This is a genomic window from Streptomyces sp. MST-110588 (assembly GCF_022695595.1).
Classification (GTDB): Bacteria; Actinomycetota; Actinomycetes; order Streptomycetales; family Streptomycetaceae; genus Streptomyces.
Window position 1 is genome coordinate 3,524,962 of sequence record NZ_CP074380.1, and the last position, 22,204, is coordinate 3,547,165.

The 22,204-nt window shown below is 70.7% G+C and carries 18 protein-coding genes and 1 pseudogene; 11 read left to right on the plus strand and 8 right to left on the minus strand.

Annotated elements, in window-relative coordinates; translation table 11 throughout:
• The first annotated feature begins 407 nt into the window (after window positions 1–407).
• Window positions 408–1,298 (plus strand): HAD-IB family hydrolase, encoded by an 891-nt coding sequence (locus tag KGS77_RS15405; protein ID WP_242581780.1) that lies wholly within the window; start codon window positions 408–410, stop codon window positions 1,296–1,298.
• Between the two features lie 360 nt (window positions 1,299–1,658).
• Here the strand turns inward: KGS77_RS15405 and KGS77_RS15410 are convergent, their stop codons facing one another.
• A complete protein-coding gene (locus tag KGS77_RS15410) occupies window positions 1,659–2,423 on the minus strand; it encodes an oxidoreductase (protein ID WP_242581782.1) in 765 nt (254 codons plus the stop codon).
• A 196-nt stretch (window positions 2,424–2,619) separates the two neighbouring features.
• On the opposite strand from KGS77_RS15410, the gene KGS77_RS15415 reads away from it, so the two are divergent.
• On the plus strand, window positions 2,620–3,606 hold the full coding sequence (locus KGS77_RS15415) for an ATP-binding protein (RefSeq protein ID WP_242581786.1): 987 nt from the start codon (window positions 2,620–2,622) through the stop codon (window positions 3,604–3,606).
• 155 nt (window positions 3,607–3,761) lie between these two features.
• Here KGS77_RS15415 and KGS77_RS15420 read toward each other — a convergent pair whose 3' ends face one another.
• Window positions 3,762–5,222, minus strand: a complete 1,461-nt coding sequence (locus tag KGS77_RS15420; RefSeq protein ID WP_242581788.1) for a hypothetical protein — start codon at window positions 5,220–5,222, stop codon at window positions 3,762–3,764.
• Between the two features lie 355 nt (window positions 5,223–5,577).
• Between KGS77_RS15420 and KGS77_RS15425 the strand changes: the two genes are divergently transcribed.
• Both KGS77_RS15425 and acs read left to right on the plus strand, forming a co-directional pair.
• Window positions 5,578–7,839 carry a SulP family inorganic anion transporter gene (locus KGS77_RS15425; protein ID WP_242587489.1) on the plus strand — a complete coding sequence of 754 codons (2,262 nt, stop codon included), beginning with the start codon at window positions 5,578–5,580 and terminating at the stop codon, window positions 7,837–7,839.
• A gap of 292 nt (window positions 7,840–8,131) precedes the next feature.
• A complete protein-coding gene (gene acs / locus KGS77_RS15430) occupies window positions 8,132–10,096 on the plus strand; it encodes an acetate--CoA ligase (RefSeq protein WP_242581790.1) in 1,965 nt (654 codons plus the stop codon).
• Here acs and KGS77_RS15435 read toward each other — a convergent pair.
• Entirely contained in the window at window positions 10,093–11,046 is a 954-nt protein-coding gene (locus KGS77_RS15435) for an IS481 family transposase (protein ID WP_242581793.1), read from the minus strand. The genes acs and KGS77_RS15435 overlap by 4 nt on opposite strands.
• A 469-nt stretch (window positions 11,047–11,515) precedes the next feature.
• On the opposite strand from KGS77_RS15435, the gene nhaA reads away from it, so the two are divergent.
• From nhaA to KGS77_RS15455, 4 genes and pseudogenes are all read left to right on the plus strand, one after another.
• A complete protein-coding gene (gene nhaA, locus KGS77_RS15440) occupies window positions 11,516–12,868 on the plus strand; it encodes a Na+/H+ antiporter NhaA (RefSeq protein ID WP_242587490.1) in 1,353 nt (450 codons plus the stop codon).
• Between the two features lie 44 nt (window positions 12,869–12,912).
• Window positions 12,913–13,370: pseudogene (locus KGS77_RS15445) on the plus strand (phage holin family protein).
• A complete protein-coding gene (locus KGS77_RS15450) occupies window positions 13,367–14,293 on the plus strand; it encodes an alpha/beta hydrolase (protein ID WP_242581799.1) in 927 nt (308 codons plus the stop codon). The pseudogene KGS77_RS15445 and the gene KGS77_RS15450 overlap by 4 nt, the downstream one beginning before the upstream one ends.
• A 339-nt stretch (window positions 14,294–14,632) precedes the next feature.
• Window positions 14,633–14,830: a hypothetical protein gene (locus tag KGS77_RS15455; protein WP_242581801.1), complete on the plus strand. Its 198-nt coding sequence runs from the start codon at window positions 14,633–14,635 to the stop codon at window positions 14,828–14,830.
• Between the two features lie 66 nt (window positions 14,831–14,896).
• Here KGS77_RS15455 and KGS77_RS15460 read toward each other — a convergent pair whose 3' ends face one another.
• From KGS77_RS15460 to nth, 3 genes are all read right to left on the minus strand, one after another.
• On the minus strand, window positions 14,897–16,096 hold the full coding sequence (locus tag KGS77_RS15460) for a MarP family serine protease (RefSeq protein ID WP_242581803.1): 1,200 nt from the start codon (window positions 16,094–16,096) through the stop codon (window positions 14,897–14,899).
• A 13-nt stretch (window positions 16,097–16,109) separates the two neighbouring features.
• Window positions 16,110–16,991, minus strand: coding sequence for a CoA pyrophosphatase (locus tag KGS77_RS15465; protein WP_347404494.1), 882 nt, complete (start codon window positions 16,989–16,991; stop codon window positions 16,110–16,112).
• A 301-nt stretch (window positions 16,992–17,292) separates the two neighbouring features.
• Window positions 17,293–18,324: an endonuclease III gene (gene nth, locus KGS77_RS15470; RefSeq protein ID WP_242581805.1), complete on the minus strand. Its 1,032-nt coding sequence runs from the start codon at window positions 18,322–18,324 to the stop codon at window positions 17,293–17,295.
• Window positions 18,325–18,761: 437 nt separating this feature from the next.
• Between nth and KGS77_RS15475 the strand changes: the two genes are divergently transcribed.
• A complete protein-coding gene (locus KGS77_RS15475) occupies window positions 18,762–19,436 on the plus strand; it encodes a Crp/Fnr family transcriptional regulator (RefSeq protein WP_242581806.1) in 675 nt (224 codons plus the stop codon).
• Between the two features lie 163 nt (window positions 19,437–19,599).
• Window positions 19,600–20,409, plus strand: a complete 810-nt coding sequence (locus KGS77_RS15480) for a nucleotidyltransferase domain-containing protein (protein ID WP_242581807.1) — start codon at window positions 19,600–19,602, stop codon at window positions 20,407–20,409.
• Between the two features lie 80 nt (window positions 20,410–20,489).
• On the opposite strand, the gene KGS77_RS15485 is transcribed toward KGS77_RS15480, so the two are convergent.
• The gene (locus KGS77_RS15485) at window positions 20,490–21,032 is read right to left on the minus strand and encodes an agmatine deiminase family protein (RefSeq protein ID WP_242581808.1); all 543 of its coding nucleotides are present in this window, start codon (window positions 21,030–21,032) and stop codon (window positions 20,490–20,492) included.
• Between the two features lie 164 nt (window positions 21,033–21,196).
• Between KGS77_RS15485 and KGS77_RS15490 the strand changes: the two genes are divergently transcribed.
• Window positions 21,197–21,736, plus strand: a complete 540-nt coding sequence (locus KGS77_RS15490) for a TetR family transcriptional regulator C-terminal domain-containing protein (RefSeq protein ID WP_242581811.1) — start codon at window positions 21,197–21,199, stop codon at window positions 21,734–21,736.
• Window positions 21,737–21,847: 111 nt separating this feature from the next.
• Here KGS77_RS15490 and KGS77_RS15495 read toward each other — a convergent pair whose 3' ends face one another.
• Window positions 21,848–22,204 (minus strand): hypothetical protein, encoded by a 357-nt coding sequence (locus KGS77_RS15495; protein ID WP_242581821.1) that lies wholly within the window; start codon window positions 22,202–22,204, stop codon window positions 21,848–21,850.

A 22,204-nucleotide genomic window follows, 5' to 3' on the forward strand; every position in this document is an offset into this window, starting at 1 on the left:
CGTGCAGGGAGCCGGGAAATCTCGTGGATCTTGGTCGAAAACTGTGGACAACTTCGGGGGGTGTGAATATCCCCGTCACCTATACCGGTGACCAACTTCAGCTTCCTTAGAGCAGCGAAATGACTACCCTCTGTGACGTTCAGCGATCTACGGCGCGGCCGGTCGGAAGCCGGGAAGAGAGGGAACGAGAACCCCTCCGGACACCGCCAAAGGTGTCCGGACATGCGACGACCCCCGCCGGGGGGGAGAGCGGGGGTCGTCCCCACGGCCGACTCGGGGGGGGAGGAGTCGGGCCGGGTTAGCACGGTCGCGAACGATCCGTGACTTCCATGGTGTACCCGAGAGCCTTCTCAGGCAAACCCACGCGCCACACCTTACGCCGAATGGTGGGCGCCTATGCTCGGCTCGTGGAAATCGACTCCGTGACGCACTCCGTGCCCCACTCCGTGCCCCACTCGACACCCCGTACCGCCGCGTTCTTCGATCTGGACAAGACCGTCATTGCAAAGTCGAGCACGCTGGCGTTCAGCAAGTCGTTCTACCAAGGCGGCCTGATCAATCGCCGCGCCGTCCTGCGCACCGCGTACGCCCAGTTCGTCTTCCTGGCGGGCGGCGCCGACCACGACCAGATGGAGCGGATGCGCGAGTACCTCTCCTCCCTCTGCCGTGGCTGGGACGTAGCCCAGGTCCGGGAGATCGTCGCCGAGACCCTGCACAGCCTGATCGACCCGATCATTTACGACGAGGCCGCGTCCCTCATCGAGGAGCACCACGCCGCCGGCCGCGACGTCGTGATCGTCTCCACCTCCGGAGCCGAGGTCGTCGAGCCGATCGGCGAACTGCTCGGCGCGGACCGGGTCGTGGCCACCCGTATGGTCGTGGGCCCGGACGGCCGTTTCACCGGCGAGGTGGAGTACTACGCGTACGGCCCGACCAAGGCCCTGGCGGTCAAGGAACTCGCCGCCTCCGAGGGCTATGACCTGGAGCGCTGTTATGCCTACAGCGACTCGGCGACCGACATCCCGATGCTGGAGGCGGTCGGCCATCCGTACGCGGTCAATCCCGACCGGGCCCTGCGGCGGGAGGCCCTTGTACGCGACTGGCCCATTTTGAGCTTCAACCGGCCGGTCCGCCTCAAGCAGCGGCTGCCCGCCCTGTCCATGCCCTCGCGTCCTGTACTGGCGACCGTCGCCGCCGTGGGCGCGGCAGCGGTCACCGCGGGTCTGGTCTGGTACGCCAGTAAGCGCCGAACGTCATTTGCCCGCATTACCCGCGGTTCCCGTGTTACCCGCGTTTGAAGACAAACGTAATTATGTGCGGTGAGGGGTTCCACTTGCCTCTCATCCGGAGTACAAAGGAATTAACGGCCCGCGAGACCGAGGACATCCGCGAGGATCTCCTTTGACGCACCAAGGCCCCACGGACCGAAGCACGAACGCCGGGCACCCACGCGACGCCGACCCGTCGATTACGGGCCAGCCGCACCAGGTAAGGACGAAGATCTCCGACCTGATGGGCGACATCGAGCACGCACTGGTAACCCGGCGGACGTGCCAGCGGCGGTACCAATCAGGACGTGGTACCGCCGCAACCCTGTTCCGGGCCGTACGCCTCCCAGGCCCGCCCCTCTCAGGGGCTCAGGCCCGAGTCCCAGAGCCTCAGGCCGCCCCTCGCTGAAGCGCCTCGCACACCGCCGTGCTCTCCCGGACGCCCAGTTCGACCGCGCGCCCACAGTGCGCGATCCACGCCGCCACCCCTTCGGGAGTCCCGGAGGCGTACCCCTCCAGCGCCGCCGTATAGGCGTCGCGGCCCAGCTCGGCGTGCCCGACCTCGGCCGGGCAGATCGACTTGGGGTCCAGTCCGCTGCCGACCAGCACGATCCGCTCCGCCGCGCGGGCGACGAGCCCGTTGTACGAGCCGAAGGGGCGCAGCGCCAGCAGCTCGCCGTGCACCACCGCCGCCACCACCAGCGCCGGCGCCCCGGTGCCCGCCAGCAGCAGCCGCGCCAGCCCGTCCAGCCGCCCGGCCACCTCGTCCGCGTCCGGCAGCGCCAGCTCCACCAAAGGGTCCTCGACGGACTCACCGGCCGTCCGGGGCCGCCCCACCGACTCCTCCGGCACGCCGCTGCCGCCGGCCGCCACCAGGTGCAGCCGCGCCAGCACCCGCAGCGGCGACTGCCGCCACACGCTCAGCAACTGCCCCGCCTCGGCCGTCAGCCGCAGTGCGGCGCCGACCGTGCGCGGCTCGCCCTCGGCACCGAAGTCGGTGCGCCGCCGTACCTCTTCCAGTGCCCAGTCGGCGCCGTGCAGCGCGGCCGAACCGCGCGCTCCGCGCAGCGCCGCCTCCGAGGTGACCTCATTGCTGCGGCGCCGCATGACCCGGTGCCCGTAGACCCGGTCGACACCCTTGCGTACGGCGTCCACGGACTCGGCGACCCCCGGGAGCGACGCCAGGGTGGCGAGCGGGTCGTCGGTCGGCTTCGGGGGACGGGGGCGGTCCCCCGGTTGAGTGCGGCCATGGGTAAGACCCTACGCACCGCTGACCGCCGCCCCTCGAAGGAGTGGTCTTCTTCACGCAAATCTCTCACCGTGAGCGATAGGGCAATTACCCTTCGTGAACATGAAGATCGCTTTCGTAGGTAAGGGCGGCAGCGGCAAGACGACCCTGTCCTCCCTGTTCATCCGCCACCTCGCCGCGTCACGCGTCCCTGTGATGGCGGTGGACGCCGACATCAATCAGCATCTGGGGGTCGCTCTCGGCCTGGACGAGGCAGAGGCCGCCGCCCTCCCCGCCATGGGCGCCCATCTGCCCCTGATCAAGAACTATCTGCGCGGCGACAATCCGCGTATCGCCTCCGCCGAGACCATGATCAAGACGACGCCGCCCGGTGAGGGCTCACGGCTGCTGCACGTGACCGGGGACAACCCGGTCTACGACGCCTGCGCCCGGCCGGTGCTCCTGGAAGGCGAGACGGTGCGCCTGATGGCGACCGGGCCGTTCACCGAGTCCGATCTCGGCGTGGCCTGCTACCACTCCAAGGTCGGCGCGGTCGAACTGTGCCTGAACCACCTCGTGGACGGGCGGGAGGAGTACGTCGTGGTCGACATGACGGCCGGCTCCGACTCGTTCGCCTCCGGGATGTTCACCCGGTTCGACATGACGTTCCTGGTCGCCGAGCCCACCCGTAAGGGCGTCGCCGTCTACCGCCAGTACAAGGAGTACGCACGCGATTTTGGTGTCCCATTGAGGGTCGTCGGCAACAAGGTCCAGAACCCGGACGATCTCGCTTTCCTGCGGGCGGAGGTGGGCGAGGACCTGTTGGTGGCCGTCGGACACTCCGACTGGGTGCGTGCGATGGAGAAGGGCCGTACGACCCGCTTCGCCTCGCTGGAGGCGCCCAACCGGGAGGCGCTGACGCTTCTGCACGCCGCCGCGGACGCCTCTTATGAGCAGCGCGACTGGGAGCGCTACACGCGCCAGATGGTGCACTTCCACCTGAAGAACGCGGAGAGCTGGGCCAACGCGAAGACCGGCGCCGATCTGGCGGCCCAGGTCGACCCGGCCTTCGTCCTGGCCGAGGGGGCAGCCGCCCCGCAGCCCGCCTGACGGGCCGGCACGCTCAGCACGTGTGCCGTGCGTGGCACGTACGCCGGTGCGTGGCACGTACGCGGGCGTGTGCCATGTACGCCGCGGTATGTGCCGCGTACGCCGTGCGACACGTGTGTCATGTGAGCCGTGTACGTCACGTTCGCCGGGGCGCCCTACTTCGCGTGCTCGCCGGCATGGCAGTGCTCAGGGGGCCCGGCGGGCGCGCCGTGCCGGTCGGATGCGCCGTGCCTCATGCGCTGTCCGTGGTGCCTGCCGTGCTTCCTGTGCTTCTTGTGTTTGCCGTGCTTCTTGTGCTTTCCGTGCCGAGCGTGTTCGCCGCGCTTGCCGGGCTCGCCCTGCTTCCCGTCGTGCTCGCGGTGTCTGGCCGGCTCCACCGGCTTGCCGCTGGAGTCCGGGCGCTCCGGCCGGGCGGCGAGATACCCCGCCCATCCCCCCTTGGGAGCCTCCCCCACGTCCAGCTTGCGCAGCATGCGCAGGACTTGGGGGTCCTGGGCGTCCAGCCAGTCGGCGAGCTGCTTGAAGGACACACAGCGCACGCCCTTTTGAGGGCAGATCTTCTTGATCGCCGACTCGACGGCCCGCATATACGTACCGCCGTTCCAGGACTCGAAGTGGTTGCCGACGAACAGCGGCGCCCGATTCCCCTTCTCGGCACGCTCGAAACCCGCGATGAGCCCGTCGCGCATCTGCTTTCCCCAGGCGGCGTGCATCGAGGCGTCGCCCCGCGTCGTACCGGACTGGTTGGCGAGGAAGTTGTAGTCCATCGAGAGCGTCTCGAAGGCGCGTCCGGGAACCGGGATCTGCTGGAGCGGGAAGTCCCAGATGCCGTCGGTCTTCTTCGGCCAGACCTGACGGCCGCCGACGGAACTGGCGTCGTACCGGAAGCCCATCTCCTTGGCGGCCGGAATCAGGTTGCGCTGTCCTTCGAGGCAGGGCGCCCGGCCGCCGACCAGTTCCTTGCTGTAGTCGAAGGGCAGCGGCTCCTCGCCGCCGAGTCCGGCGTTGGTCTTCCAGCTCTTGACGAACGATTCGGCCTGCTCGATCTCGCTCTTCCACTCCTTGGGCGACCACGTTCCCACGCCACCGTCGGGGCCGCAGAAGTGTCCGTTGAAGTGGGTGCCGATCTCGCTGCCCTCCTGCCAGGCGGCACGGAGCTGGTGCACCGTGTCCCGGACCCCCTTGACGTCGTTGAAGCCGATGTCGGAGGCGCCGCGCCGGTGTCTGGGCGGGTCGTAGATCTCCTTTTTGGCGCCGGGGAGCATGTAGACGCCGCTGAGGAAGTACGTCATCTTCGCGTCGTATTTCTCGCCGACCGCACGGAAACGTGAGAAGAGTTTCTGGTTGTCCTCGCCCGCGCCGTCCCAGGAAAACACCACGAATTGCGGCGGGCGTTCCCCGGGTCTGAGACGTTCGGCCGCGGGCTGGCGGGGCTGCGCCCCTGTGTACGCGGTCGAGCCGTCGCCGATGAGCCTGGCCGGGGCGGCGGCGACCCGGGACCTGCCCGGCGCCTTTTTGGCGCCGCCCGCCGTGTCCGGGCCTTCGGAGCAGCCGGCCGCCGCCATCAGTGCCAGCGTCGTGACGATTCCCGCCGTGACCTTCCCTGCGGCTGCCATCAGCCACCTCTTCCCGTATCGAGCCGAGTGCGCATGCGCGTGCGGTACGACAAAACGATGAACACCACTCAAATTCGCATACGCCAGGACGGGGGATATGGATGACAAGCTGCTTTACCCGACATTCACTCCAACGACGGAATTTCTGCGCCAAATGCCGGAGTGGGCTTCTCCAGCCCTTTACGTGTCATTACGATCCGTTTACCGACGCTTGAGAGTCGCCGGACCGTTACCGACCGTGGCGGATACCGGTCGGCTCGCTCCCGCCGCAGCACGCCGCCGCCCCACGATCGCGCCCCGCGCGACCGCGCCGCCCCGGAGGAGACGGGAAATGTCGCAGCCCCAGAAGACGGGAATGCCGCCGCTTGAGGAAAGGACGGTTCTTCGCGCCTGGCGCCCGGATCTGTCCGCCTCGGTCGTCGTGTTCCTGCTCGCCGTTCCGCTCTCGCTCGGCATCGCGCTGGCCACCGGCGCGCCGCTCCAGGCCGGCCTGGTGGCGGCGGCCGTCGGCGGTGTCGTCGCCGGGCTGCTCGGCGGCGCCCCGCTCCAGGTCAGCGGTGCGGCCACCGGCCTTCTGGTGGTCACCGCGGATCTGGTGCAGCGCTACGGCTGGCGCGCCACCTGCGCCATCACCGTCCTGGCGGGCATCACCCAACTCGCACTGGGTGCCCTGCGGGTGGCCCGTGCGGCGCTCGCCCTCAGCCCGGCGATCGTCCACGGAATGCTCGCGGGTATCGGTGTCGCCATCGCCCTCGGGCAGCTCCATGTGGTGCTCGGCGGCAGCCCGGACAGCTCGGCCCTGGACAACCTCGGCGCACTGCCCCGCCAACTGGAGGACCCGCACGGCGCCGCGGTTCTCGTCGGGGCCGTCACGGTCGTGTTCCTGGTCGGCTGGCCGCGGCTGCCCCACCGGCTCGGCCGGCTCGGCCGGGTGCTCCGTACGGTCCCCGCCCCGTTGGCTGCCGTGGCCGCCGCGACCGTCGTCGGCGCGGCCGTTCCCGTACCCCGCGTGACGGTGCCCTCCTGGGAGCCGCCGACCCTGCCGGGACCCCCGGACGCGCCCGTGCTGGCCGTCGTGGCGGCCGTGCTGACCGTCACGCTCGTCGCCGGCATGGAATCGCTGCTGTCCGCCGTCGCGGTCGACCGGCTCGCCGCCGCCCGGCCGGGTGCCCGGCCCCGACCGGCCGACCTCAACCGCGAGCTGGCGGCGCAGGGCGCGGCGAACGTGCTCTCCGGGCTGCTGGCCGGGCTGCCCGTGGCCGGAGGCGCGATCCGGGGCTCGGCGAACGTACGGGCGGGCGCGGTGAGCCGCCGCTCCACGGTGCTGCACGGCCTGTGGGTGCTGCTCTGCGCCGGTCTGCTGTCCGCAGCCCTGGAGCTGATCCCCCTGGCCGCTCTCGCCGCCCTGGTGATGGTGGTCGGCGTACGGATGGTGAGCTTTGCGCACATCAAGCACGTCCAGCGGCACCGCGAGTTCCCGGTGTACGCGGCGACCTCCGCGAGCGTGGTGCTCTTCGGCGTACCTCAGGGCGTGACCGTCGGCATCGTGGTGGCGGTCTTCCTCTCGTTGCGGCGGCTGACACATACGCGCGTCACGGTGACCGAGGAGGAGGGCCGTCATGCGGTGCGCGTCAGCGGCCAGTTGACGTTTCTGGCCGTACCCCGGCTGACCCGGGCGCTGGCCCAGGTACCGCCCGAGGCGAACGTCGTGGTCGAGCTGGGCGGCTCCTTCATGGACCATGCCGCGTACGAGGCTCTGCAGTCCTGGAGCAACGCCCATCGCGCGCAAGGCGGCCGGGTGACCCTGGCAGGCCGGTCGGGCCGCCCCGTCGCCGAGCCGGCCGGCGCCCACGCCTGCCGCCCCTGGATCCCCTGGCGCAACCATCACTGCACGCGCCCGGCGTCCGCGTACGACGGCCGACCCGTACCGGAGTCCGGCGGCAGTCAACTGCTGGGCGGCCTCAGCGCCTTCCAGCGTTACACCGCCCCGCTCGTACGGGAGGAGCTGGCCCGGCTGGCCCACGAGGGACAGCGCCCCACCCAGCTCTTTCTGACCTGCGCCGACTCCCGGCTGGTGACCAGCATGATCACCTCCAGCGGGCCGGGGGACCTGTTCACCGTACGCAATGTCGGCAATCTGATGCCGCCGCCGGGGTCGGAGGCGACCTGTGACTCCGTAGGAGCCGCGATCGAGTACGCCGTCGAGGTCCTGCGGGTCGGATCCGTGACCGTGTGCGGGCATTCGGGCTGCGGCGCCATGCAGGCGCTGCTCGGTTCGGACCACGAACCGGGCGCGCGGACCCCGCTCGCCCGCTGGCTGCGGCACGGCCGCCCGAGTCTGGCCCGGATGGAGCGGATCGGCCGGCTGGGCAGGGGCGAGGTCGCGCTGGCGGACCGGCCGGTGGTGGACGACCTGGAGCGGCTCGCGCTCGTCAACGTCATGCAGCAGCTCGACCACCTGATGGCGCATCCGTGTGTCGCCCGTCGTGTCGCCGAGGGGGCGCTCACGCTGCACGGCATGTACTTCCATGTCGCCGAGGCACAGGCGTACGTGCTGGACCGGACCACCGGCCGCTTCTCCGCCGTACGGCCCGGGCAGCCCGCCGTACCGGCCTGAGAACGCCTCGCACCAGTCACCAGTCCGAGAACTCACCGCACCGGACCGAGAACCCGCCACATCGGCCCGACGAGCTGCCCTGCCGGCCCGTCGAGCCCGCCGCACCGCCCTGACCAGCACAACTGCCGCCGCGGCCCCCCGTGGCACTCCTGTACCCCACCACGGCACTCGCCCGGCCCAAGAGCGCGCAAAGGTCTACACCAATAGTTATCAACAGCCCTTGTCAGAGCGGGTCACGGGCTGATGAGCTAGGGCACGGGACACATCGCACGCCCTGGGAATGGGAGATGTCGTGAGCAACGAAAGCCTGGCCAATCTGCTCAAAGAGGAGCGGCGATTCACGCCGCCCGCCGAACTGGCCGCCCACGCCAACGTCACGGCCGAGGCGTACGAAAGGGCCGCGGCGGACCGGCTGGGCTTCTGGGCCGAGCAGGCCGAGCGCCTGTCCTGGGAGACCTCGCCCACGCAGACACTCGACTGGTCCAACGCGCCGTTCGCCAAGTGGTTCGCCGACGGCAAGCTCAACGTGGCGTACAACTGCGTGGACCGCCATGTCGAGAACGGGCACGGCGACCGGGTCGCCATCCACTTCGAGGGCGAGCCCGGCGACACCCGCACCCTGACCTACGCCGAGTTGCAGCGCGACGTCTGCAAGGCCGCCAACGCCCTCACCGAGCTGGGCGTACGGGCCGGTGACCGGGTGGCCATCTACCTGCCGATGATCCCCGAAGCGGTCATCGCCATGCTCGCCTGCGCGCGCCTGGGCGCCCCGCACTCCGTCGTCTTCGGCGGCTTCTCCGCGGACGCGCTGGCCACCCGCGTCGTGGACGCCGACGCCCGGGTCGTCATCACCGCCGACGGCGGTTTCCGGCGCGGCAAGCCCTCCGCGCTCAAGCCCGCCGTCGACGAGGCCCTGACCCGGCCGGGCACGGAAAACGTCCGCCACGTCCTGGTCGTCCGCCGTACCGAGCAGGACGACGTCTCCTGGACCGAGGGCCGGGACGTGTGGTGGCACGACATCATCGCGCGGCAGAGCGACCGGCACACGCCCGAGGCGTTCGACGCCGAGCACCCGCTGTTCATCCTCTACACCTCCGGTACGACGGGTAAGCCCAAGGGCATCCTGCACACCACCGGCGGCTTCCTCACCCAGGTGTCCTACACCCACCACGCGGTCTTCGACCTCAAGCCCGAGACCGACGTCTACTGGTGCACCGCCGACATCGGCTGGGTGACCGGCCACTCGTACATCACCTACGGCCCCCTCTCCAACGGCGCCACGCAGGTGATGTACGAGGGCACGCCGGACACCCCGCACCAGGGCCGCTGGTGGGAGATCGTCCAGAAGTACGGCGTCACGATCCTCTACACCGCGCCCACCGCGATCCGCGCCTGCATGAAGTGGGGCGATGACATCCCCGCGAAGTACGACCTGTCCAGCCTGCGCGTGCTGGGGTCGGTGGGCGAGCCCATCAACCCCGAGGCGTGGATCTGGTACCGCAAGCACATCGGCGCGGACAAGACCCCTGTCGTGGACACGTGGTGGCAGACCGAGACCGGCGGCATCATGCTCAGCCCGCTGCCCGGTGTCACGACGGCCAAGCCCGGTTCCGCCCAGGTGCCGCTGCCCGGCGTCGCCGCGACCGTCGTGGACGACGACGGCAACGAGGTGCCCGACGGCGCCGGCGGCTACCTGGTGCTGACCGAGCCGTGGCCGGCCATGCTCCGTACGATCTGGGGCGACGACCAGCGCTACCTGGACACGTACTGGTCGCGGTTCCAGGGCAAGTACTTCGCGGGCGACGGCGCCAAGAAGGACGAGGACGGCGACATCTGGCTGCTCGGCCGGGTGGATGACGTGATGCTGGTCTCCGGGCACAACATCTCCACCACCGAGGTCGAATCGGCCCTGGTCTCCCACCCCAAGGTGGCCGAGGCGGCGGTGGTCGGCGCCAGCGACCCGCAGACGACCCAGGCCATCTGTGCCTTCGTCATCCTGCGCGGGGGCGCGGCGGAGGGCGCGGACCTGGTGGAGGAGCTGCGGGCGCATGTCGCCAAGCAGCTCGGCCCGATCGCCAAGCCCAAGCGGATCCTGGCGGTCGCGGAGCTGCCCAAGACCCGCTCCGGCAAGATCATGCGCCGGCTGCTGCGCGACGTGGCGGAGAACCGTGCCCTGGGTGATGTCACCACGCTCACGGACTCCTCCGTCATGCAGCTCATCCAGGAGAAGCTGCCGAGCGCGGCCACCGAGGACTAGCTGTATTGCCCTGTGAGGTTGGGGACGCGGCTGGCGGGGGGTTGGCCTGCGAGCGCGGTGTGTCCGCGGTGGTGATTGTAGGTGTGCAGCCAGCGGGGGAATGCTTCGCGTCGTTGGGTCTCTGAGCGGTAGGGCTGGGCGTAGGCCCACTCCTCCAGCAGGGTGCGGTTGAGGCGCTCGACCTTGCCGTTCGTCTGTGGCCGGTAGGGCCGGGTTCGCCTATGGGAGATCCCGGCTCCCGCCAGGGCGTCACGCCAGTCGCGTGAGCGGTAGCAGGCCCCGTTGTCGGTCAGGACCCGTTCGACGGTGATGCCGCTGGAGGCGAAGAATGCGTGGGCCCGCTTCCAGAAGGCGGTGGCGGTCTCCTTCTTCTCGTCGCCGAGGATCTCGCTGTAGGCCAGGCGGGAGTGGTCGTCGACGGCGGTGTGGATGTAGCTGTAGCCGGTGCCTGAGCGGTTCTTGCGGCCCGCCGGGCGGCCCAGGGCCTTGTGTCCGCCGCCGTCGGGGATGTTGCCGAGCTTCTTGATGTCCACGTGGACCAGTTCGCCGGGCTTGTCGCGTTCGTAGCGGCGGATGACGCGGCCTGTGGCCCGGTCCAGATGGGCGAGGCGGGCCAGGCCGTAGCGGGTCAGTACGCGGTGGACGGTCGAGGGCACCAGCCGGAGGAGGCCAGCGATGCGGGCCGGTCCCCAGCGGCGCAGGATGCGGACCTTGATGATGCGGCGTTCGGTACGGCTCGGAGTCTGGCGCGGGCTGGAGTGCGGGCGGCTGGAGCGGTCGGTCATGCCTGCCTCGCCGAGCCGGCGGTAGCGATCGGCCCACCGCTGGGCGGTGGTCGGCGAGACCTGGAAACGTTCCGCGGCCCGGCGCAGAGGCCAGCCGTCCTCGACCACGCAGCGGGCCAGACGCAGGCGGCCTGTCTCGGTCAGGGGTGCATTACGGTGGACCACGAGGGCCTTTCTGTTGCTGGTGCAGATGTCGCAATCCACACCAGGCCAGAAGGCCCTCACCCATTTCAAGATCGATCAGCCGTGAACCCTGTCACCGTCCACAACCTCCCCGGACAGAACAACTAGCCCGGCCGCCGAGGACACCTCGGCCACCGAGGACTGAGGACACGCTTGACCATTCCTGCGTCGACCGGCAGATGACGCAGGAGATCGAGGGGCACCCGGCGCACGCCGACCGGGTGCCCCTCGTCGCGCTACGGGCGGCCTTTCATGCCGTATATCCCTAAAGTGAAGTTCGCCGGAATGTCTCTTGCGTCCCCGGGTAGAGTAGGAATCGCGTCAACAAAGTGACAAAAAATCTGGGTGCGCCGGGAAGTCTGGTCGGCAACTGCAACAGCCGTACCGCCGAAGCAACCGGAGGCCCCGCGTGAGCGCGTCCCACCACCGCCGTTCCATATTCCTCGGGCGGATGTCCCTGCCCGAGCGGAACTTCGTCGCGGACGCCCTGCGCGCCGAAACCGTGGGTGGCGTCCTCCTCCTGGCCGCCGCCGTCGTGGCCCTGATCTGGTCCAACACCCTCAGCGGCAGTTACGAGGCGGTGCGCGGCTTCCACCTCGGTCCCGCATGGCTGGGCCTGGACCTGTCCGTACAGCACTGGGCCGCCAACGGCCTGCTCGCCGTCTTCTTCTTCGTCGCCGGCATCGAACTCAAACGTGAGCTGGTGGCGGGCGAGCTGCGCGACCCCAGGGCCGCCGCGCTGCCCGTCATCGCCGCGCTGTGCGGCATGGCCACCCCCGCCCTCGTCTATTGCCTGGTCAACACGGCCGGCAGCGGTTCGCTCGGCGGCTGGGCGGTGCCCACCGCCACCGACATCGCCTTCGCGCTCGCCGTCCTCGCCGTCATCGGCACCTCCCTGCCCTCCGCGCTGCGCGCCTTCCTGCTGACCCTGGCCGTCGTCGACGACCTGTTCGCCATCCTGATCATCGCGGTCTTCTTCACCTCGACGATCAATTTCCTGGCGCTGGGCTTCGCCTTCGCCGGCCTGGCCGTCTTCTACCTGCTGCTGCGCAAAGGGGTACGCGGCTGGTACGTCTACGTACCGCTCGCCGTGGTCATCTGGGCCCTGATGGAGAACAGCGGTGTGCACGCCACCATCGCGGGTGTCGCCATGGGCCTGATGCTGCGCTGTACCCGCCGCGACGGCGAGCCGCACTCCCCCGGCGAGCACATCGAACACCTCGTCCGCCCCCTGTCGGCGGGGCTGGCGGTACCGCTGTTCGCCCTGTTCTCGGCGGGCGTGTCCATCTCCGACGGCGCCCTGCGGGACGTCTTCACCCGGCCCGAGACGCTCGGCGTCGTCCTCGGCCTGGTCCTGGGCAAGGCGCTGGGCATCTTCGGCGGTACGTGGTTCACCGCGCGGTTCACCAAGGCGGAGCTCAACCCCGAGCTGAGGTGGCCGGACGTCTTCGCCGTCGCCTCGCTGGCCGGCATCGGCTTCACGGTCTCGCTGCTCATCGGCGAGCTGGCCTTCTCCGGCGACGCGGCCCTGGCCGATGAGATCAAGGCGTCCGTACTGACCGGCTCGCTGATCGCGGCGGTCCTCGCGGGAACGCTGCTCAAAATACGCAACAACAAGTACCGCAAGCTGTGCGAGGAGGAGGACCGGGACGAGGACCAGGACGGCATCCCGGACATCTACGAACTCGACCGGCCCGACTACCACCTGCGGATGGCCGCCATCTACGAGGCGAAGGCCGCCGAACACCGTCGCCTTGCCGAAGTGGCCTCCGGCGCGGACGCCGGAGACGATGGTCCGGCATGATCTGAGAGGCTTTGCATCCGGCAGATGAGAAGAGGGAGACGGCGATGAGCGCAGCCGACGACGGCGCGGACCGCAGCCTCGGGCAGTTGGTGGCCTCGGCCACCGCCGAGTTGTCCGCGCTGGTGCACGACGAGATCGCGCTGGCCAAGGCGGAACTGCGGCAGGACGCCAAGCGGGCGGGCATCGGGGGGCCGCGTTCATCGTGGCGGGGGTGCTGGGCGTCTTCGCGCTGCCGGTGCTCAGCTTCGCGGCGGCGTACGGCATCCACAACCTCGGGCTCGGGCTCGCCTGGTCCTTCCTGATCGTGGGCGGCGCCTTCCTGGTGCTGGCGGGGCTGCTGGTGATGCTGGCCATGGCCAAGCTGAAGAAGATCAAGAAGCCGGAGAAGTCCATCTCCTCGGCCAAGGAGACCGCCGCGGTACTGCAGAACGTCAAGCCGCATCCGCGGCCGGTGACCGAGAGCCACCCGGTCCTGGAGTCTGTGACACGCTCGTCCGTATGACGGCTCCCGACAGTTCCGACTCGGTCGTACGTCCCGAAGGCCCCTGGACCCACCGCGACGTCGCGGCCAACGGCGCCCGTTTCCACATCACCGAGATGGGGGATGGCCCGCTGGTCCTGCTGCTGCACGGCTTCCCGCAGTTCTGGTGGGCCTGGCGGCACCAACTGCCCGCGCTCGCCGAGGCGGGGTTCCGCGCGGTGGCGATGGACCTGCGGGGGGTGGGCGGCAGCGACCGTACGCCCCGGGGTTATGACCCCGCCAACCTCGCCCTGGACATCACCGGCGTCGTACGGTCCCTGGGCGAGCCGGACGCCGCCCTGGTCGGACACGACCTGGGCGGCTATCTGGCGTGGACGGCGGCGGTGATGCGGCCGAAGCTGGTGCGGCGGCTGGCGGTGTCCTCGATGCCGCATCCGCGGCGCTGGCGTTCGGCGATGCTCGCCGACTTCAAACAGAGCAGGCAGAGCTCGTACGTGTGGAGCTTCCAGCGGCCGTGGCTGCCCGAACGCAAGCTGGTGGCGGATGACGCGGCGCTGGTGGGGCGGCTGATCCGGGACTGGTCGGGGCCGCGGCTGCCGGAGGACGACGCGGTGGAGACCTACCGGCGGGCGATGAGCATCCCCTCCACGGCGCACTGCTCGATCGAGCCGTACCGCTGGATGGTGCGGTCGATGGCCCGGCCGGACGGTATCCAGTTCAACCGGCGGATGAAGTGGCCGGTGCGGGTGCCCACGTTGCATCTGCACGGTTCGCTGGACCCGGTGATGCGCACCCGCAGCGCGGCCGGGTCCGGGGAGTACGTGGAGGCGCCCTACCGCTGGCGGCTGTTCGACGGGCTCGGGCACTTCCCGCACGAGGAGGACCCGGTGGCCTTCTCCACCGAGCTGATCAACTGGCTCAAGGACCCGGAGCCGGACCGGTAGCGGACCTTCGGCGCCCGCGGGTGGTACGGCTCTGCGCGGTGCGGGCCTGCGGGCGGTGCGGCCCTGCGGGCGTTACGGCCGGTGGCGGCCTGCTGCCCGTGGGGCCTTACCGCTGTATGGGCCCTACGGCGGTACGGCCGCGGGGCCGGATGGCCGTACGCCGGCCGGACCGTAAGGCCGTACGGGTGAGGCCGAAGTCCCCCGGAGCCCGGCGGCAAGGAGGCAGGCACGGCAGGAATACGAACGTTCGTCTGACGAACAGCCAATTGCCTGGCGCATAGGCCAATTGAAGGGTCGCGGAGAGGTTACGCGGCCCCGGGCCCGGGCAGAGTCGAGGGTATGGGCTGGACGCACGACTACCGTGACGTGGCACGCAACCGCCGCAGCACCGCCGCTGCAGTGGGCACTCAGGACAGGGGCACCCCGGACCTGCGGTCCGGTGAGGCCCCCGGCCTCGCCCACCCCTTGGGCATTCCGCACATCCTGCGCCGCCGCGCGCGCTGGATGACCGCGCGGCTTCGCCATCCACGGACCTGAGAGCGCGCCGCACCCGCGGCGCGCCCCGTCACGCCCGCGCGCCTCACATCGCGCAGCCCTGGCTGATCACATCGCGCAGCCCTGGCTGTCGACCGGCTTGTCGGCCGTGCGCCCCTTGGCGACGTCCTCACGGACCTCGTCGGCGGTCAGCGCATAACCGGTGTTGTCATCGACCCGCGACTTGGCGAACACCACTCCGTAGACCTCACCGCTCGGCGTGAGCAGCGGGCCTCCGGAGTTGCCCGGCCGGACCGCGGCGTACAGGGAGTACACATCGCGGCGGACCGTGCCCCGGTGGTAGATGTCCGGGCCGTCGAGCTTGATGCGACCGCGGGTACGGGCGGAGCGGACGTCATAGCCGCCGTTCTCCGGGAAGCCGGCGACGATGGCGCTCTTCCCGCTGCCCGACTCCGCCTCGGCGAAGCGCAGCGCGGGCGCCGACAGTGCGGGCACGTCCAGCACCGCGATGTCCCGCCGCCAGTCGTACAGGACGACCTTGGCGCCGTACGCACGGCCCTCCCCGCCCACCTGGACGGTCGGCGCGCTCACACCCCCGACCACATGGGCGTTGGTCATCACGCGGTGGCGGGCGAAGACGAAGCCGGTGCCCTCCACGACCTTGCCGCAGCCGGGAGCCGTACCGACGACCTTGACGATGCTCTGCCGCGCCCGGGCGGCCACCGGGCCGCCGGCGAGCTTGGGGTCGGGTGCCGGGACCGAGTGGATCGGCTCGTTGGAGAAGGGCGTGAAGACCTGCGGGAAGCCGTTCTGCCCCAGGACGGCGGAGAAGTCCGCGAACCACGTGCCGGCCTCCTGCGGCATCACCCGGGAGACGCCGAGCAGCACCTTGGAGCTGCGGACCTCCTTGCCCAGCGTCGGCAGGGAGGTGCCGGCCAGGGCCGATCCGATCAGCCAGGCGACCAGCAGCATCGCCAGGACGTTGACCAGCGCGCCGCCGGTCGCGTCCAGGGCGCGCGCCGGTGACCAGGTGATGTACCGGCGCAGCTTGTTGCCCAGGTGTGTGGTGAACGCCTGGCCCACCGAGGCGCACACGATCACGACGGCGACCGCGGCGATGGCCGCGAAGGTCCCCGGCGTGGCGTCCTCCGTGATCTGGTTCCACACCACGGGCAGCAGGTAGACCGCGATCAGCCCACCGCCGAGGAAGCCGATCACGGACAGGACGCCGACGACGAAGCCTTGCCGGTAGCCGACGACCGCGAACCACACGGCCGCGAGCAACAGCACGATATCCAGGACGTTCACGCCCGCCACCGTCTCACGAGCGCCGGTCGAGCGGGACCTGCTTGGTGCGGTCCCAGGGAACCTCCCAGCCGGCGAAGTGCAGCATCCGGTCGATGAGACCGGCCGTGAAACCCCAGACCAGCGCGCCGCCCACGAGGAAGGCCGGGCCGCTGTGGCCACTGGGGTGCCACGCGGTCACCCGGTGCTCCGGGTTCGTGAGATCCGCCACGGGAACCGTGAAGACCCGCGCCGTCTCGGCCTGGTCGACCGCTCCGACGGCGCTGGGCGCGCGCCACCAGCCCAGGACGGGCGTGACGACGAAACGGCTGACGGGGATGTAGAGGCGTGGCAGCACGCCGAAGACCTGGACACCGGACGGGTCCAGGCCCGTCTCCTCCCACGCCTCGCGCAGCGCGGCACGTACCGGGCCGTCCCCTTCCGGGTCGCCGTCCTCGGGGTCCAGCGCGCCGCCGGGGAAGGAGGGCTGACCCGCGTGCGCGCGCAGGGTGCCGGCGCGCTCCATGAGGAGCAGCTCCGGGCCGCGGTCACCGTGGCCGAAGAGCATCAGCACCGCGGACTGCCGCCCGCCGCTCTTGGGCGGCAGGAACCGGCTGAGCTGCTCGGGCTCGATGGACCGGGCCGCCTCGGCGACCGGCAGCAGCCACTCGGGCAGGCCGTCGGTGGTGACGGACACATTGGTGATGCGGGGCGGTGGGGCGGGAGGCGCCGGCGGCGCGACGGAAGCCGTCGGTGGCGTGCCGGAGACCGCGGGCGGCGTGACGGAGACCGGGGGCGGCTCGGCGGCGACCGCCGGCTCCGTGCCGTCGGACATGTGGTGGGTGACGGGCGCGGGCCCGCCCTCGCGCACGTCCTGGTCGTAGGTCTCCCCGTACTGCTGCTCCCGTGCGCTCGTCATACGCGCCCCCTCAAGGCCGTCGCTTCGGTGATCGTCCGACCGCGGTCATCGGGAGGCGGCCGTGCTCATACGGTGTGCGGTTGCGGTGTGCGTTTGGCGATTGGCGATTGCTGTTGCGATGCCCGCGGTCCCGCGACTTCTTCTGTTTCTGCCGTTCCGCCGTTTCCGCCGTTACGGCCGTGTCTGCCGTTCCTACGTGTCTGCCGTTCCTACGTTTCCTACGGTTTCCGTGGCCCTACGGTTCCTGTGGCGCCGTACGGCCTGCCGGGGCGCGGCGGCGGCCCCGGGCGGACCGGCGCGGTCATCGGCCCGCCAACGGGGGCGCGGGCTGTCCCGGGTAGTCCGGCGGCGGGCTCAGCCGCTGGCCCGGCTGGCCTCCCTTCTCGTACTTCAGCAGCTTCTTCGCCTTCTCCGGGTCCGTCTCCCCCTCGCCGTACGAGGGACACAGCGGGGCGATGGGGCAGGCACCGCAGGCGGGCTTGCGGGAGTGGCAGATGCGGCGGCCGTGGAAGACGACGCGGTGCGAGAGCATCGTCCATTCGCTCGCGGGGAAGATCTCGGCGATCTCCGCCTCCACCTTCTCCGGGTCCATCTGCCCGGTCCACCCGAAGCGGCGGACCAGCCGGCCGAAGTGGGTGTCGACCGTGATGCCCGGCACGCCGAAGGCGTTGCCCAGCACCACATTGGCGGTCTTCCGGCCGACTCCGGGCAGCGAGACCAGGTCTTCCAGACGGCCGGGCACCTCGCCGCCGAAGCGGTCGCGCAGCGCCGTGGAGAGGCCGAGCAGCGACTTGGCCTTGGCGCGGAAGAACCCGGTGGGCCGGATCAGCTCCTCCAGCGCCTCCGGGGCGGCTGCCGCCATGTCCTCGGGCGTCGGGTAGGCGGCGAAGAGGGCCGGGGTGGTCTGGTTGACCCGCAGGTCGGTGGTCTGCGCGGACAGGACCGTCGCGACCAGCAGCTCGAAGGGGTTGGTGAAGTCCAGCTCGGGATGGGCGTACGGATACACCTCGGCCAGCTCACGGTTGATACGGCGGGCGCGGCGCACCATGGCGGTACGCGACTCCGGCTTGCCCCCGGGGGTCCGGCGCGCGACGGGCGCGGCGGGCCCGGCGGCATTCCCCGCCGCCGTCTTCTTGGCGGCGGTTTTCTTCGCCGGGGCCTTCTTCGCCGGGGCCTTCTTCACGGCGGCCTTTTTCGCGACCGCCTTCTTGGCGGCTGCTTTCTTGGCGACGGCCTTCTTGGCCGCCGCCTTCTCAGTGCCTGCCTTCTCAGTGCCTGCCTTCTCGGCGGGCGCCGCCCCGGGGACCGTCTTCTTGGCCGCGGCCTTCTTCACCGCACGCCCCGTGGCAGCCCTCGCCACCGTTCCCGACTTCGCGTCCGTAGCCTTTGCAGCCGTCGTCCCCGCCTCCGAAGACGCGGTCGCGGACGCGTCCGACGTGGCTCGACGGGCCGCTGCCGCCGAAGAGGTTTTCGCGGTTTTTGCCACCTTTGCGGTGTCGGCAGGGGCCTGTTCGCCCACAGCGGAATCGCGTTCCGTGCTCACTCGCCCGGCCCCCTTGTCCTGTGCTCTCACCGGCGTTTTGGACACCCGGCCAGACTAAGGCGTCCCACTGACATCCGGCCCGATCACCGGGAATCACGACCCCAATCGGCCCCCTGCCGTATGGCTCGGACAACGGGTCCGGCAAACTTGTGATTGATCGCACTGTTTTGCATTCCGGCATGATGGGGACCCAGGTCCTCCGGAGCATGTCGACAAGGAGAGAACTCGTGGACGACGTTCTGCGGCGCGCACCGCTCTTCGCGGCGCTCGATGACGAGCAGGCGGCGGAGCTGCGCGCCTCGATGGGAGAGGTCACGCTCGCCCGCGGCGACGCCCTGTTCCACGAAGGGGAGCCCGGCGACCGCCTGTACGTGGTCACCGAGGGCAAGGTGAAGCTGCACCGCACCTCCCCGGACGGCCGCGAGAACATGCTCGCCGTCCTCGGCCCGGGTGAGCTGATCGGTGAGCTGTCCCTGTTCGACCCGGGCCCGCGTACCGCCACCGCCACCGCGCTGACCGAGGTCAAGCTGCTCGGCCTGGGTCACGGCGACCTCCAGCCCTGGCTGAACGCCCGGCCCGAGGTGGCCACCGCGCTGCTGCGCGCCGTCGCCCGCCGGCTGCGCAAGACCAACGACCAGATGTCCGACCTGGTCTTCTCGGACGTCCCCGGCCGCGTGGCCCGCGCGCTGCTCGACCTCTCGCGCCGCTTCGGCGTGCAGTCGGAGGAGGGCATCCACGTCGTCCACGACCTGACGCAGGAGGAGCTGGCCCAGCTCGTCGGCGCGTCCCGGGAGACCGTCAACAAGGCCCTCGCGGACTTCGCGGGCCGCGGCTGGCTGCGCTTGGAGGCGCGCGCCGTGATCCTGCTGGACGTCGAACGCCTGGCCAAGCGCTCGCGCTGACGCCTCGGCCCGTCCCCATCCGGACGCGGCCACACGACCTGCGGAAGGGCCCCGTTTCGACGGGGCCTTTCGCATGAGCCCCATGAGCTCCCACGGCCGGACTCCCATAAGCTCCCAGGGCCGAAAGTGACGGGCGACGAGCAACGAGCGGTGGGGGTGGCTCATGGGGGCGGGGCTGGACGCGCAGGGCTTCTTCGTACGGGAAGGGTCCCTGGCCAAGGTGACGGCGGCCTTCCTGCCGGCCGTCCAGGAGATACGCGCCCGGATCGCCGACCACTTCGACGGCTCACGGCTGCACAGCACGTACCTGTACGGCAGCGTCCCGCGCGGTACGGCACTCCCCGGCGTCTCCGACCTCGACGTACTACTGGCGCTCCGGTCCGCCCCCACAGCGGCCGACCGGGCCGCCACCCGCCGCGTCGAGGCGGAGGTGGACGCCCGCTGCCCCGTGGTCGACGGCGTCGGCATCCTGCTGTACGCCGCGGACACGCTGCTCAGCGAGGCGGAGCGGTACGACCTGGGATGGTTCCTGGCCTGTCTGTGCACCCCGCTGTCCGGACCCGACCTCGCCGAGCACCTCCCGCGCTACCGCCCCACCTCACTGCTCGCCCGCGAGACCAACGGTGACCTCTTCCAGGTCCTGCCCGCGCTGCGCGAACAGGCCGCTGCCGTCGCCACGGAAGCCGAGCGCACCGCACTGACCCGGCGGGTGGCCCGTCGGCTCGTACGGACCGGATTCACGCTGGTGATGCCCCGGTGGGACGGCTGGACGAGCGACCTCGATGAGTCCGCCGAGGTGTTCGGCAGCTATTACCCGGCGCGGGCAGAGCAGATGCGCGCCGTAGCGCGCGCGGCGCGCACGCCCGCCGACGGTGTGCCACTGCTCACCGGGATGCTGGACGATCTCGGGCCCTGGCTGGCGGAGGAGTATCTCGCCGTACATGGGGCGAAGACTTCCCGCCCCGACGCTTGACCTCGGCCCCCGAGGCGCGGACGGCGAATCTCAATGGGCTCAAGGGCCTCACCTCTCCCTCCTCACCCCTCGTCCCTTGATCAGCGGCTGCTGCTGGGTCGCACAGTGGATGCCGCCACCCCCTCGGCGATGGCGTCGGTGGTCACCTGCCGGACCGCGCGCCCCGGATGCAGATCGCGGACGATCGAGGCCGCGCGGTCGTCGGCGCGCGGCATGAGACGACCCCGTTCGCCACGTAGCAGTTGAGGTAGGAAATGAGGAAGGCCGGCCCCCGGCCACCGATCCTGGCCGGGACGGGCCGGGCTCCGGCAGCTCGACGATCTCCAGCCGTCTGCCCCGCGCGTCCGTACGCCCGCGAGCCAGATGACCTCGGTCACGCCCAGGGCGCGGCACAGCGCCCGTTCGATGCCGACCCGCGTGACGCCGGGGTTGCGGTTGTCGTTGACCAGCGAGCTTTCGGTGGCCAGCAGCGTGCCCGCGCCGTCCACCTCCACCGCACCGCCCTCCCCCGTGATCCGCGCGTCGATACGGGGAACGCCCACGTGGCGCAGCAGCGTACGGGCGGCCCTGCCGTCGCGCGGGTGGTTCTGCTTGCCGCCCCAGCCGTTGATGCGGAAGTCCACGCCCGCGAGGCCGCCCGGCCCGGTGACGCCGCCCGCCCGGGTTCGCCGGCGCTGTCGCGACGGACAGACCGGTGCCGGCCGCAGCCAGCGCTCCCAGATCGCCCGCTCTGAGTACTCCGCGCCGTGACGGGTGGCGCCTGTCCGGGGTGTTCATACGCGTACCCATGCCGCCCCCTCGTCTCGCCGTATCGCCGTCTCGCTGTCTCGCTGACGCACCGACTCGCCATTTCGGCGGCCGTACGCTCGACTTCATCGGGGAACGCGCTGAGCACTACACCGCGCCGGACCCCACGCACGCCCTCGCCCTGCGCGCCCAGTTGGAGGACATGCGCATGCGCGAGCTGCAGGACGTTCCCGACGTCGTGGAGAACAGCACGGACTGGGGTGAGTTCCAGTCCAGCGCGGTCTTCGACGCCGCGCTGCGTGCCCAGCTCCGGGACGCGACCCGGCAGTGGGCGGACGACCTGGCCGCTCTCATCGAGCGGGCCCAGGAGGCCGGTACGGCCGATCCCGACGTCTCGGCGCCGGACGCCGCCGAGCGGCTCAGCGCGCTCGCCGAGGGGCTCAGTACGCGCTGGCTGAGCGGCTCGGCCTCCTTGGAACGAGTTCGTGAGCTGCTGCGCGGCGGCATCGAACGCGAGCTGGGGGCAGCCGGACCGGCCGGCCGGAACAGCCGAAGCAGCCGAAGCAGCCGGGAAGCGTGACGAGGAGAAGCGGCGGTGCCGCCACACCCTACGTGTGGGAGCCACCGCCGCCCATATGAGGCGTACGGCCGGCGCCGACCGCAGCCGTGACGCCGACCGCGCGCCGGCGCGTCACCGCAGATGGACGAAATTGACCGTCTTGTCGCTGTGCTTCATCTTCTCGGGGTGGTTGACGCTGTCGTAGATGAGGCTGCCCAGAGAGGGCCTGGCGGGCGTGACGACCACGGACGTCTTGTGGGGGGCATGGCCCATGGGGAGCTTGGCGTGCTCATGCATGGGGAGCTTGGCGTGGCCGTCCACGGGGAGCTTGGCGTGCTCGTCCGCGGAGGGCCCGGCGGGGCTGCCCACGGGGGGCTTGGCGGGGCCGGCGCCGGGGCCGCCGTCGTGGGCCTGCGCGGCGACGGAGCCGAGGCCGGCCAGGGCCAGGGTGGTGAAGGTGACGAGCAGAGGGCGGGCAAAAGCACGCAT